Source organism: Photobacterium profundum (genome assembly GCF_003026285.1).
In the GTDB taxonomy this organism is placed as follows: domain Bacteria; phylum Pseudomonadota; class Gammaproteobacteria; order Enterobacterales; family Vibrionaceae; genus Photobacterium; species Photobacterium profundum.
In genome coordinates this window covers 534005-546807 of sequence record NZ_PYOD01000001.1, presented here as the reverse complement: position 1 = coordinate 546807, position 12803 = coordinate 534005, and the positions used below count along the sequence as shown (strand labels likewise).

Annotated in this window: 13 protein-coding genes; 10 read left to right on the top strand and 3 right to left on the bottom strand. The window is 40.3% G+C overall.

Annotated elements, in window-relative coordinates; all coding sequences use genetic code 11:
- Position 1 precedes the first annotated feature (1 nt).
- From fabG to ptsG, 9 genes are all read left to right on the top strand, one after another.
- Positions 2–736 carry a 3-oxoacyl-ACP reductase FabG gene (gene fabG, locus C9J48_RS02410; RefSeq protein WP_006231202.1) on the top strand — a complete coding sequence of 245 codons (735 nt, stop codon included), beginning with the start codon at positions 2–4 and terminating at the stop codon, positions 734–736.
- 159 nt (positions 737–895) lie between these two features.
- Complete coding sequence (gene acpP / locus C9J48_RS02405; RefSeq protein ID WP_107253049.1) at positions 896–1132, top strand: acyl carrier protein; 237 nt, start codon at positions 896–898, stop codon at positions 1130–1132.
- An 84-nt stretch (positions 1133–1216) separates the two neighbouring features.
- Positions 1217–2458 (top strand): beta-ketoacyl-ACP synthase II, encoded by a 1242-nt coding sequence (gene fabF / locus C9J48_RS02400; protein WP_006231268.1) that lies wholly within the window; start codon positions 1217–1219, stop codon positions 2456–2458.
- A 142-nt stretch (positions 2459–2600) separates the two neighbouring features.
- On the top strand, positions 2601–3410 hold the full coding sequence (pabC, locus tag C9J48_RS02395; RefSeq protein ID WP_006231269.1) for an aminodeoxychorismate lyase: 810 nt from the start codon (positions 2601–2603) through the stop codon (positions 3408–3410).
- On the top strand, positions 3404–4417 hold the full coding sequence (gene mltG, locus C9J48_RS02390) for an endolytic transglycosylase MltG (protein WP_006231270.1): 1014 nt from the start codon (positions 3404–3406) through the stop codon (positions 4415–4417). Before pabC ends, mltG begins: the two co-directional genes overlap by 7 nt.
- On the top strand, positions 4417–5046 hold the full coding sequence (gene tmk / locus C9J48_RS02385; protein ID WP_006231271.1) for a dTMP kinase: 630 nt from the start codon (positions 4417–4419) through the stop codon (positions 5044–5046). The genes mltG and tmk overlap by 1 nt, the downstream gene beginning before the upstream one ends.
- Complete coding sequence (gene holB / locus C9J48_RS02380; protein WP_006231272.1) at positions 5047–6024, top strand: DNA polymerase III subunit delta'; 978 nt, start codon at positions 5047–5049, stop codon at positions 6022–6024.
- Positions 6014–6790: a TatD family hydrolase gene (locus C9J48_RS02375; RefSeq protein ID WP_006231273.1), complete on the top strand. Its 777-nt coding sequence runs from the start codon at positions 6014–6016 to the stop codon at positions 6788–6790. The genes holB and C9J48_RS02375 overlap by 11 nt, the downstream gene beginning before the upstream one ends.
- A 459-nt stretch (positions 6791–7249) precedes the next feature.
- Complete coding sequence (ptsG, locus tag C9J48_RS02370) at positions 7250–8683, top strand: PTS glucose transporter subunit IIBC (RefSeq protein ID WP_006231274.1); 1434 nt, start codon at positions 7250–7252, stop codon at positions 8681–8683.
- Positions 8684–9164: 481 nt separating this feature from the next.
- Here ptsG and C9J48_RS02365 read toward each other — a convergent pair whose 3' ends face one another.
- The 3 genes from C9J48_RS02365 to C9J48_RS02355 all read right to left on the bottom strand — a co-directional run bounded on the left by C9J48_RS02365 (position 9165) and on the right by C9J48_RS02355 (position 11854).
- Positions 9165–10064, bottom strand: coding sequence for a LysO family transporter (locus tag C9J48_RS02365; RefSeq protein ID WP_006231275.1), 900 nt, complete (start codon positions 10062–10064; stop codon positions 9165–9167).
- 154 nt (positions 10065–10218) lie between these two features.
- Positions 10219–11142, bottom strand: a complete 924-nt coding sequence (locus C9J48_RS02360; RefSeq protein WP_006231276.1) for an HDOD domain-containing protein — start codon at positions 11140–11142, stop codon at positions 10219–10221.
- Positions 11143–11269: 127 nt separating this feature from the next.
- Positions 11270–11854 (bottom strand): LON peptidase substrate-binding domain-containing protein, encoded by a 585-nt coding sequence (locus C9J48_RS02355; RefSeq protein WP_006231277.1) that lies wholly within the window; start codon positions 11852–11854, stop codon positions 11270–11272.
- A gap of 291 nt (positions 11855–12145) precedes the next feature.
- Between C9J48_RS02355 and C9J48_RS02350 the strand changes: the two genes are divergently transcribed.
- Positions 12146–12733, top strand: a complete 588-nt coding sequence (locus C9J48_RS02350) for a TfoX/Sxy family DNA transformation protein (protein ID WP_036803322.1) — start codon at positions 12146–12148, stop codon at positions 12731–12733.
- The last annotated feature ends 70 nt before the right edge of the window (positions 12734–12803 follow it).

Genomic DNA, 12803 nt, shown 5'->3' with positions numbered 1-12803 from the left:
AATGAGCCTGGAAGGTAAAGTTGCTCTAGTAACAGGTGCAAGCCGTGGTATTGGTCGTGCAATCGCTGAAATTTTGGTTGAGCGCGGCGCAACTGTTATTGGTACTGCAACGTCTGAAAGTGGCGCAGAAGCAATTAGCGCATATTTAGGTGATAAAGGTAAAGGTTTAGCCCTGAACGTGACTTCACCTGACTCAATCGCTGATACACTAAAGCAGATTAAAGAGCAGTTCGGCGATATTGATATTTTGGTAAACAATGCGGGTATTACTCGTGACAACTTGTTAATGCGTATGAAAGATGACGAATGGCAAGATATCATGGATACTAACCTAACATCTGTTTTCCGTCTTTCTAAAGCAGTGCTACGTGCCATGATGAAAAAGCGTAATGGTCGTATTATTAGCATTGGTTCTGTTGTCGGTACTATGGGTAATGCAGGTCAAACTAATTACGCAGCTGCGAAAGCAGGTTTGATTGGTTTCACTAAATCTATGGCACGTGAAGTGGCATCTCGTGGTATTACTGTGAATGCGGTAGCGCCAGGTTTTATTGAAACAGATATGACAAAAGCCCTGAATGATGAGCAACGTGCTGCTACACTAGCAAATGTTCCTGCTGGTCGTTTAGGTGATCCGCGTGAAATTGCAGCAGCTGTTGCTTTCTTGGCTTCTGAAGATGCTGCTTATGTAACCGGTGAAACGTTACATGTTAACGGCGGCATGTACATGATTTAATCAAAAAAGTTGCAATACTTGATGACGCAAGTCAAACTCGACATGATTTCATGAAAAATCGTGGTTTGACCAGCAATGAGGGTCTTGCAACTTTTGTAGTAATGAATAAACTACAGCAAATCGCATTAGCGAATTCTTGTTTTAAGGAAATATATTAGTATGAGCAACATCGAAGATCGCGTAAGAAAAATCATCATTGAGCAACTAGGTGTGGACGAAGCAGAAGTTAAGAACGAAGCTTCTTTCGTTGACGATCTAGGTGCTGATTCACTAGATACAGTTGAACTAGTAATGGCTCTTGAAGAAGAATTCGATACAGAAATTCCTGACGAAGAAGCTGAAAAAATTACTACAGTTCAAGCTGCAATCGACTACGTAAACAGCGCTTCTGAGTAATAAAGAACACCTCCAGGCGGTCACCATGACCGCCTGATTTTTTTAAAGTCTGTTTTAATCCTCATTTTCCCGGAGAAATTAATCGTGTCAAAACGTCGTGTAGTTGTTACTGGCATGGGTATGCTAACTCCTGTTGGCAATTCGGTTGAATCTTCTTGGAAGGCTTTACTATCTGGTACTAGTGGTATTAGTACTATTGAGCATTTTGATGCTAGCTTATTTGCTACTCAGTTTGCCGGTATGATCAAAGACTTCAACCCTGAAGAATACATGACCAAAAAAGATGCCCGTAAAATGGATTTATTTATCCAATATGGCATTGCAGCTGGCGTGCAAGCATTTAAAGATTCAGGCATTGAAGTAACAGAAGAAAACGCACACCGTATTGGTGTTGCTATCGGTTCTGGTATTGGTGGTCTAGGGCTTATCGAAGCTGGTCATCAAGCCTTTATGGATAAAGGACCGCGCAAAATTAGCCCGTTCTTTGTTCCATCAACAATTGTAAATATGATTGCGGGTCACATGTCTATCATGCATGGCTTACGTGGTCCTAACATCGCTATCTCTACGGCTTGTACTACTGGTCTTCATAACATTGGCCATGCAGCACGTATGATTGCATATGGCGATGCTGACGCAATGCTAGCTGGCGGTGCTGAAAAAGCATCTACAGAGCTAGGCATGGGCGGCTTTGCAGCTGCTAAAGCGTTATCAACTCGCAACGATGATCCACAAGCGGCTTCTCGCCCTTGGGACAAAGACCGTGACGGTTTTGTTCTAGGTGATGGTGCAGGTGTGATAGTTGTAGAAGAATACGAACATGCGAAAGCGCGTGGTGCAACAATCTACGCTGAACTTGTTGGCTTTGGTATGAGTGGTGATGCTTATCACATGACTTCACCAACGCCTGATGGTTCTGGTGGCGCTTTGGCAATGGAAGCGACACTACGTGATGCGGGTATCAATGCTGATAAAATTGGCTATATTAACGCTCACGGTACATCAACACCTGCAGGTGATGTAGCTGAAACGCGTGGTATTAAGCGCGCTATGGGTGCTGCAGTTGAAGATGTATTAGTATCATCAACAAAATCGATGACTGGCCACCTGTTAGGTGCGGCGGGTTCTGTTGAAGCTATTATTTCTATTATGTCTCTTGTTGATCAGGCTGTACCGCCTACAATTAACTTAGATAACCCTGATGAAGGCTGTGACCTTGATTATGTAGCTGGTGAAGCTCGCCAAGTTAAGAACCTTGAGTACTCTTTATGTAACTCATTTGGTTTTGGTGGTACAAACGGCTCGTTACTATTCAAGAAGATCTAGACATTCCCCTTTAGACATCTAAAGCGAGTGGTCAGGAAAAATTAGTGATAACCTGATATTATGAACGACCCGATGTTTACATCGGGTCGTTTTTTTATACGTATTTATTTATATTTAATTTTGCTGTGAAGAATATTTCAATATGGTACTGGTCAATGGAACGGAACAATCCAGCATTTCGATAAGTGATCGATCAGCTCAATATGGTGATGGTAGTTTTACTACAGTGCTGATCAAGCAAGGTAAACCGCTATTATGGCGATTGCACCTCCAACGATTACAAAAAAATGTACAAACATTCCGGATTTCTGCACCTAATTGGGATGACGTAACTCAACAGGTGTATCAACAAGCTAAACAATATTCAGATAAAGGCGTTGTCAAAGTCGTGATCAGTCGTGGTGTCGGTGGGCGAGGGTATAGTCCAGCAGGCTGTGTTGATACTCAGGTCATCATTTCTAATTTTGATTGGCCAAAGCATTATGTTGAATGGCAGCAAGATGGCATTGAGTTGGGTGTTTGCCAGCAACGTCTTGGGCTTGTTCCTATGCTTGCTGGCTTTAAGCATCTTAATCGACTTGAACAAGTGCTATTAAAGCAAGAGGTCGATGATAGCGGTTGGCTGGACGCTGTTGTTCTTGATGTTAATGGGCATGTAATGGAAGCGACAGCATCAAATATTTTCTGGCGGTGTGAAAATACCGTATATACACCTGAATTGGATATGTCAGGTGTACATGGTGTGATGCGATCACACGTACTGGAATTGCTCGATAGCACTGACTATTGTGTTGAGTTTGTCAAAACATCGTTAGAGTCATTGCTTTGTGCTGATGAAATCTTTATTACTAATGCGCTTATGGCGTTAGTGCCAATTAAAAAAATTAATGAAAATGAATTCTCTGAGCGAATACTGCTCAGTGCTTTAAACAAGAGGTTGTATACGTGCTAAAGAAGTTGTTCATTGTTGTACTTATACTGGGTGTGTTTGCAGCAGGTGTTGCAGGCTGGTCGTATCAACAGGTTAACCAGTCTCTTGAACAGTCTGTGATTAATCAAGAAGATGTACTTTTAACGGTAACACCTGGAACCAGTTTTCGAGGGTTACTGAATCAATTAGTGACTGCTGATGTGGTAACACCATCAAAATGGACACGTTGGATTGGCCGTTTAGAGCCTCAACTGACACGTATTAAAGCTGGTACGTATTTGATCATACCAGATCAAAACCTGCGAGAAGTACTTGGATTAGTCACATCAGGAAAAGAGCATCAGTTTTCTATTACTCTCGTTGAAGGTGACCGATTTGTTGATTGGCTAGAGCAATTAAGAACAGCACCAGCTGTTGTGCATGCAAGTGAAGGCATGTCAGAAGATGATATTGCTCAAGCCATTGGTGCGACAGATATTAGTAAGCTCGAAGGTTACTTATTACCTGAAACCTATAATTATACGGCGGGTACGTCTGATCTTGAGCTGTTAAAGCGCGCGTACAATAAGATGACGGCTTTACTTGATACAGCATGGCAAGCTCGTGATAACGATATACCATTAAAGTCGGCTTATGAGGCCTTAATTATGGCCTCGATTATTGAAAAAGAAACAGCTGTTGATGACGAGCGAACCTTGGTTTCTTCGGTATTCATGAACCGCTTAAATAAAGGTATGCGCCTTCAAACAGACCCTACAGTGATTTACGGTATGGGTGATAAATATGAAGGGAATATTCGTAAACGTGATTTACGCACGCCAACACCTTATAACACATATACCATTTTTGGTTTGCCTCCAACGCCAATAGCAATGCCGAGTAAAGCATCTGTTTTAGCGGCGGTAAACCCAGAAACGAGTTCATTTTACTATTTTGTGGCTGACGGTAAAGGTGGTCATAAATTTTCTAAATCGCTGGTAGAGCATAATCGTGCTGTACGCGCTTATTTAAAGACGTTAAGAAACTGATGACTGCTAAATTTATTGTAATTGAAGGCCTTGAAGGCGCAGGTAAAAGTACCGCTATTCAACAAGTGATCGATACCCTTGCTGCACATGGTATTGAAAACCCAGAATCGACGCGTGAACCTGGCGGAACACCATTAGCAGAGCAAATGCGTGCCTTGATAAAAGATGGGCACCCAGATGAACCATTAACCGATATGGCTGAGCTGCTTTTGTTATATGCCGCTCGTATTCAGTTGGTTGATAACATTATTAAACCTGCATTAGCTGAAGGCCGCTGGGTAGTTGGCGATCGCCACGACATGTCATCTCAAGCTTACCAAGGTGGTGGTCGTGGTTTTGATAAAGCATTGATGGAAAACTTGCGTGATACCGTGTTAGGTGATTTTTGCCCTGACTTAACGATTTATATGGATATTGACCCAATACTCGGACTAGAACGTGCGCGTGGTCGTGGCGAGCTAGATCGTATCGAAAAAATGAATGTGGATTTTTTCCATAGAGCGCGTGCTCGTTTTCTAGAATTATCAGAAAATAATCCTAAAGTGATCATTATTGATGCTAGCCAGTCGTTAGAGTGTGTAACGAGCGATCTGAAGCAAGCATTGAATCATTGGTTGGAGAAGCAATAGATGCTCTATCCTTGGCATGAAGCGCTATGGCACAGTTGGCAGCAACTGTTAATACAGGAACGCTTGCACCATGCAATTCTATTACTTGCCCCTAAAGGTACTGGACGAGAGATTTTAGGGCAACAATTAGCACAAACTGTGCTGTGTCATAACTGTGACTCTGAACCCTGCGGTGTTTGCCATAGTTGCAAATTGTTTGCTGCAGGTACACATCCTGACTTTCATCTTATTAAGCCAGAGCAAGAAGGGAAACAGATTGGTGTTGATGCTGTCAGGCAATGTAATCGCTGGGCAATGGAAACCTCTCAGCTAGCAGGGCAACGCGTTATCATGATTGACTGTGCTGATTCAATGGGTGAAGCGGGTGCTAACGCTATCTTGAAAACATTGGAAGAGCCGCCATCAGGATGTCAGTTTATTTTAACGGCACAATCTCTGGATAGTTTATTACCGACAATTGTAAGTCGCTGTAATAAATGGCGTATGGAAACCCCTGACGAACAGTTTGTGAAGCAGTGGGTGGAAAAGCAATTAATGCAAACGATCAAGATTGAATCTATTCGTTTGAATGCGTGTGCACCGTTAGCAACACAGCAGTTTATTGAGCAAGGAATGGACATTCGGCACCATCATTTGATGGAAGCATTTGCTGCTTTTTTACAACCACCGCATATTGGCATTTATGATGTTGTATCACTGTGTAGCAGTGAGGGTATCATTAGTATGAAGTGGTTAAGTTACTTTCTTGTTGACTGTATTAAACTTCAACAAAGTGTTACTGATTATTTTACGCATTGTGAATCTATCGACAAGATTCAATCAGTAGCACAAGCGGTACCTTCTACTATTCTGATACAGCAGGTTCGAAAAATTAACGAACTACATCGAAAGTTAGAGAAGCACAGTGGTTTGAATATTGAATTACTCATTGTAGAGTGGTTAACAGGATTTATTGGAGAAAATAACCGTGTTAGTTGATTCACATTGTCACCTGGACAAATTAGATTACGAGCAACTTCATACAGGCATTGATGATGTGTTAGCTAAAGCTAAAGATCGTGGTGTTGAGTACTTTTTATCTGTGGGCGTTACACTTAAAAGTTTTCCAGCAATGATGGAAATGATTGAACCTCATAGAAATGTTTTTGCGTCATGTGGTGTTCATCCCCTTGATATTGAAGAAGGGTTTAATTTTGAACAATTGAAAGCATTTGCTCAGCATGATCGCGTTATTGCAATCGGTGAAACGGGGTTAGATTACCATTATCAGCCTGAATTGGCTGAGCAGCAGCAAGAGATCTTTCGTGAGCATGTTCGCTTAGCGGTTGAATTGAATAAGCCACTTATTATTCATACCCGTATGGCACGTGAAGATACAATGCGAATTTTACGTGAAGAAGGTGCAGATAAATGTGGCGGTGTTCTGCATTGTTTCACTGAAAGCCTTGAAATGGCACAAGAAGCGATTGAGCTTGGTTTTTATATTTCGATATCGGGCATTGTTACGTTCAATAAAGCAAGTGAACTTAAAAATGTAGTTAGTAGCTTGCCGTTAGAGCGTTTATTAGTTGAAACTGATTCGCCTTACCTCGCACCAATCCCTTATCGCGGTAAGCAGAATCAGCCTGCGTATGTTCGTGATGTTGCACAATATATCGCGTTGCTAAAAGGGGTATCTGTCGAAGAAGTTGAAAAAGTAACGACGAATAACTTCTTTAACCTTTTTTCGCGAGCCGAAAGATAAAATTTATAAAAAGGGAGCTTTTAGCTCCCTTTTTTAATGGTTTTAGTTAATTGTTTTGATATTCAAATTACCAATTCAAGGTTTAGTCTTCAAATGGTCATTTTTTATGACTTATAGCTTAAAAGTATCTTCGTTACATAAAATAACATGGATTACAAAACTGAAAATTTATTACATTTTTTATTTGTCTTTTTAATGTTTATATTTACTATATTATTCAATATGTTACCTGTTTGTTTTTTGTTTTACTGCATGTGCGCCTATTGTGATCGGCACTTGATTTTGAAATTAAATTTCATGCTGCATTAGCATTCTTGATTGCCATCAAGTTATATTTAGCACCGCATTTTATACTAAGTGCCGAAAGAAAAAGAAAGTGGTGCTAGCATTATGGCTACGGGGGTATGTCGCTTGCACCCATTTGAACTCTAATTAAAACATTCCACTCAGGAGCACAATATGTTTAAGAACCTTTTTGCTAGCCTGCAAAAAGTCGGTAAGGCGCTAATGTTGCCTGTATCGGTTTTGCCGGTAGCTGGTATTCTATTAGGAGTTGGCGCAGCAAACTTTAGCTGGCTACCCGACGTTGTTTCACAAATTATGGAACAAGCTGGTGGTTCTGTATTTGGTCAAATGCCACTACTTTTCGCAGTAGGTGTTGCACTTGGTTTTACAAATAACGATGGTGTTGCTGGTCTAGCGGCTATTGTTGGTTACGGTATCATGGCTGCAACTCTGAAGGTTATGGCTAACCTGATGGGTCTTGAGAACATCGAAACAGGCGTACTTGGTGGTATTCTTGTTGGTGGTGTTGCGGCGTGGGCATTTAACCGCTTCTTCCGTATTCAACTTCCTGAGTACCTAGGCTTCTTTGCTGGCAAGCGTTTTGTTCCGATCATGACAGGTTTCTGCTCTATCGGTCTTGCGATTGTTCTTTCTATCATTTGGCCTCCAATCGGCGGCGCAATTGGTGCATTCTCTGATTGGGCGGCACACCAGAATCCAACATTAGCATTCGGCATTTACGGTGTTGTTGAGCGTTCTCTAATCCCATTTGGTTTACACCATGTTTGGAACGTACCATTCTTCTTCGAGGCGGGTAGCTGTGTAAACGCTGCGGGTGAAGCACGTACAGGTGTTCTAACTTGTTACTTAGAAGCAAATGAAGCAACTCGTCTTGCTGGTAACGGCTTCGGTCAGCTAGCTGGCGGTTACATGTTCAAGATGTTTGGTCTTCCTGCTGCAGCAATCGCAATCTGGCATTCAGCTAAGCCTGAAAACCGTGCGAAAGTTGGTGGTATCATGATCTCAGCTGCGCTGACTTCATTTTTAACAGGTATTACTGAACCAATCGAATTCTCATTCATGTTTGTTGCTCCTGTACTTTACGTAATCCACGCTTTCCTTGCGGGTTCTGCGTTTGTAATGACAAATATGCTGGGTATGGTACACGGTACCTCTTTCTCTCACGGTTTCATTGATTTCGTTGTTCTTTCTGCGAACGCTCAAAAGCTATGGTTATTCCCTGTTATGGGTCTAATTTATGCTGCAATTTACTACGTAGTATTCCGCGTAGTTATTGCTAAGCTAGATTTGAAAACACCTGGTCGTGAAGACGAAGAAGAAAGTGAAGCAGTCGTTGTTGGCGCTGGTTCAGAGATGGCTAAAGAATTAGTTATTGCATTTGGTGGCAAAGACAACATCACTAACCTTGATGCATGTATTACACGTCTACGTGTATCTGTTGCAAGTGTTGAGAACGTTGATCAAGATCGTCTTAAGAAGCTTGGCGCTGCAGGTGTTGTTATCGCTGGTAGTGGTGTTCAAGCTATCTTCGGTACTAAATCTGACAACCTAAAATCTGATATGGATGAGTGGATTCGTAATAACTAATACGGCTCACTAAATCTATAAATAAAAGGGAAGCTTCGGCTTCCCTTTTTTGATCCTAGTAAATAGTGCTGGATTTGTACGCCGCCTCAAGATACTCGTTTCAGCGAGAATTTATTGTGCTTTAGGCTGGCGCGAATTTATAGGCGTGGCGGTTCTACGTTGGAAATTATCAACGCCGTATAGATCCCAATAAACTCGTTCTTTGAAGGGATCAACGTGTCTTTTTTTGTGTTATACCATTCTGTATAAGTAAATGGTCAGATACTTGTCTAGATTGGTATTAAATGTGTTTGAAAGGGAGTGCGACAAGGTTGATATGCCGATTAGGTGATTCTTCGTGATGGTATCAGATAAATAAAAAGGCCATTGAGGTGGCCTTTCTAGTCATGCGAATGAGGAAATATTATGGAATGTATAGGAATCTTATCGTCAAAGTAACACATGTACACATGTACACATGTACACATGTGTCTGTGTAAGGCTACAGCGAGATAAAGAACAGCATAAGTACAGGAACGAGTAAACTAAGGATAAAGCCGCTTACAATTGCGATAGGGACACATTTTATACCGCCACAGTTTTGTATTACGGGTAGTGTGAAATCCATCGCTGTCGCACCTGCGTAACCAATTGCTGTACTAGGGTAACGCTGAATGATTAATGGAATTAAGCTCAACGCAATGAGCTCTCGCATTAATTCATTTAAAAAAGCAGCACCGCCATAGATTGGCCCAAGCCCATCGCCCATCAATATACCTGCTAGTGAATACCAACCAAAACCAGAGGCCATGGCTAAGCCGTGTGTAATGGGGATATCCAAGATTAGGGCTGCAATAATACCGCCAGGCAGTGAAGTCCCTATAATGACAAGGGCAATAATTATCCCTTTTTTATTCAACAGAATCTGTCGTAGTGTCATGCCGCTGTTTCTTAATTGAATACCAATTAAAAAGAGCAATAAAAGTAGAATAGTCTCACTTGCTTGATCAACCCAAGAAAGATCAAAGCCAAGTGTAATCCCCACAATTAAGCCACCAGCCACAACAAGTACCAGTTTAACCGACTCCATGATCATTTTACCCAGTGGAAGTTGACGGTGGTCATGTGCTGTGTTTGTAGGCCATAATTTATCGAGCAATGGTAATGCGGCAAGATTACAGACGCTGATGGAGATGAAGAAAGTGGCAGTATAGAGAAGGATTTGGCTTAAATTCTGCCCAAGGTTATCTAACCCGGCAAGGCTTAAGCCCATCAATGCCAGAATGACCAATACAAGTCTGCTAGTTTGGGTATTTATAAATTCAAGTACGGATGTTTTATGTACTGGTATTAAATAACCAATTATTAGCGGCAGGAAGATGAAAAGCATCCCAGAGAACATGAGCATCCTTACTTTATGATAAACAGAGATTATTCAATCGTTTTTCAGAACTTAGAAGCTTATCAATTGCAATGTAGGATGGTCAATCGAAAACAATACGGTACATACCGTATTGTTTTAAGAATCAATATATTTATGTCATATTGCTATCTGGTTATAATCCGCATGCTTTCATGACACTTTGAAGTTCGGAATCAAAATCTCTGTCTGAAAGATTAGTCAAATCATACATGACCTCTGCACCAGTCAGATCCATCTCTACATGATGGTCTTCAATGGCATCATCATTATTTTTAAATAGTAGAAGGTGGTTAGCCATACGGGCAATGTCTAAATAACTGGTGTTTTGTTCATTATAATAAGGCATTTTTTTATTAGATGAAACTTCAATATAATCTTTATCAAACCCCCAATGTTTTAACACAATAGGGCTTGCTTCATTACAGCAATGTTGGAAAATATATGTGGCGATATCAAGGTCTAAATAATTACCGTTATTTAAGTAATTTTGATATTCATTAATTAAACCAAATAAACCGATGTCTGCCAACAAGCCGACTAATAATGCTTTCTCTGGTTCAAGTTTAAATGGTTTAGTCGAGGTCTTTATAAATCCTTGGCATATTAAAGCCATGGTACCAGCTAATTGACGGGAACGTATAGCGCTACTTGAGAGCACTATATTACATTCGTGTTCAAAACAATGTGTATTATTTTTTAATTCATCAATTGCTTGTGCTGTTGCAATATCTCGCACTCGCATTATCCCTAAGCGAGATACCGCCGTTAGCAGATCATGACAAATAACATTACGTCTGTTGAACATAATTGTGTTTGATGTGCGAATAATAGCAGCCGCTAAGCTTGGGTCATCGAGCAAAAGATCGGCAACATCACGCACTGTCGTCTCTTCATCGTTACAGAGTGTATGAAGCTTCGCTAAAACCTCCGGAATCGGGGGAAGTGAAAGAGTGTTATGCTTTACTGTCTCTTTTACCAGTGTGCAGAATTCAGACTCTAAACCTTTAACTATTTTTTCACTTTCAGCTTTTAGCCAAAAAAAAGATAAATGTGACATTATTACAAATAAGTAAATATTGATTCTAGGTATTTTATCTTGAGTATGAACGCTTATACAATAAACATTCGTAAAAAAGTAGATATGAATGTAAATTTTATTTCTACTTGTTATTTAATCCATTGTTTTATTCATAGTACTCATAGTCGAGTAATTTTTTTAAAAAACGAATTGTTAATTTTGTTGTGTCTTGCGTTATTAATAATTGTTTATATTTCACCTCTATAGGTAGTACCTCTATCCATCGCTGACATATCCAACTGATGTCATTGTATTTAGGCTCGTTATATAAGGCGCCTATTTTTGGCATAGACGAGTAAAAAAGTTTCAGTTTCTCTCTTAGGCTAACGTTATCATCATCGACAGGCATGTACATCCACTCAAGATAAGGCTTAAATTCACCAATTAATAAACCATCGGGGTCAATTTCAATACTGAGTAATCGGATCTTTTGTATACCTTCAATCGTAATAACAAGCAGACCGCCTTCTTGTGCGTTAAAGTCGATTATTTTTACGTGAGTAGCAATCGCGGGAATTTTTTTGATTTCTTCAGACTCCTCATTTTCATTGATCATGCACATAGCAAATCCTTCACCGGAAGTGAGAGAGTCTTTTACCATACGGGTATAACGCTTTTCGGCGACGATAATTTCTAGCCGTCCGCCCGGCAAAACGTGGCTTGATGAAGGTAAAAGTGCGATGTTTGTCATTATATTTCCCTAATTTAATACTATAAAGATAGACCTCGCTGATAAAAATACGATAAAAGATAGGAGAGAATCATGAATTTTTTGCGAGGTAAAGCGCAAAAAATATGGTCAAGTTTTGTCCCTTTTCTCTTATTTCGCGTTAAATAATATGCCTTAAATCTCAAAAGTGACTGTTACTTGTTTCATATGTGGAATTTATAAATTGGATATGAGAAAGTCAATTTGTTGACGTCGTGATGTGTGGCGTTACTGGAGAATCGAAACCATTAGCGCTTAATCGGAGGACATGCTGTGTCAGCTTTCAAGGAAGATTATTTAACATATTTAAGCAACTTTGGGTGCCATGAAAAACGGTCAATGTTTGGCGGGACTGGGGTTTTCATTCATGGGGCTATGTATGCAATTCTGACGGATACCACGATATTTATACGTGGTGGTGGTGAGTTAGATGATAAATTACTTCAATTAGGTTGCCTGAAGTTTAAACATATTAAAAAAAGTACAACGGCAACTGTAAACTACTATGATATAACGAAATTGTTTTTACGTGACAAAAATAAATGCCACTTACTTATCAATGAATCTATCTCTTTTTCACAAAAAGAGAAGGCGTTTAAATGTTCAGAAGAGAGTCGACGTCTACGTGATTTACCCAATATGCGTTTAACACTTGAAAGAATGGTTAAAAAAGCCGGTATTCCAGATGTGAACAGCTTTCTTTTATTGGGTGCAGCTGAAGTATTCCGTAAAGTGCGTAAAACGCATGGGGCTGATATCGATCTTAAGTTGCTTTGGATGTTTGCTGGTGCAGTCAACGGTTGCCATTGGTCATTATTGAATGACGACCATAAAGAGAAACTTTTGAACGCCATTGAATAATAGACGGATAAGTTACGTATTTACCTAGCCACTGATTATCGGTGGCTATTTTATTTGTTATTATACTGTC

What these genes read in the sequence shown, in the direction of transcription:
- fabG (WP_006231202.1), top strand. Translation starts at nt 2, where the DNA reads ATGAGCCTGGAAGGTAAAGTTGCTCTAGTAACAGGTGCAAGCCGTGGT.
- acpP (WP_107253049.1), top strand. Translation starts at nt 896, where the DNA reads ATGAGCAACATCGAAGATCGCGTAAGAAAAATCATCATTGAGCAACTA.
- pabC (WP_006231269.1), top strand. Translation starts at nt 2,601, where the DNA reads ATGGTACTGGTCAATGGAACGGAACAATCCAGCATTTCGATAAGTGAT.
- tmk (WP_006231271.1), top strand. Translation starts at nt 4,417, where the DNA reads ATGACTGCTAAATTTATTGTAATTGAAGGCCTTGAAGGCGCAGGTAAA.
- holB (WP_006231272.1), top strand. Translation starts at nt 5,047, where the DNA reads ATGCTCTATCCTTGGCATGAAGCGCTATGGCACAGTTGGCAGCAACTG.
- ptsG (WP_006231274.1), top strand. Translation starts at nt 7,250, where the DNA reads ATGTTTAAGAACCTTTTTGCTAGCCTGCAAAAAGTCGGTAAGGCGCTA.
- C9J48_RS02365 (WP_006231275.1), bottom strand. Translation starts at nt 10,064, where the DNA reads ATGTTCTCTGGGATGCTTTTCATCTTCCTGCCGCTAATAATTGGTTAT.
- C9J48_RS02360 (WP_006231276.1), bottom strand. Translation starts at nt 11,142, where the DNA reads ATGTCACATTTATCTTTTTTTTGGCTAAAAGCTGAAAGTGAAAAAATA.
- C9J48_RS02355 (WP_006231277.1), bottom strand. Translation starts at nt 11,854, where the DNA reads ATGACAAACATCGCACTTTTACCTTCATCAAGCCACGTTTTGCCGGGC.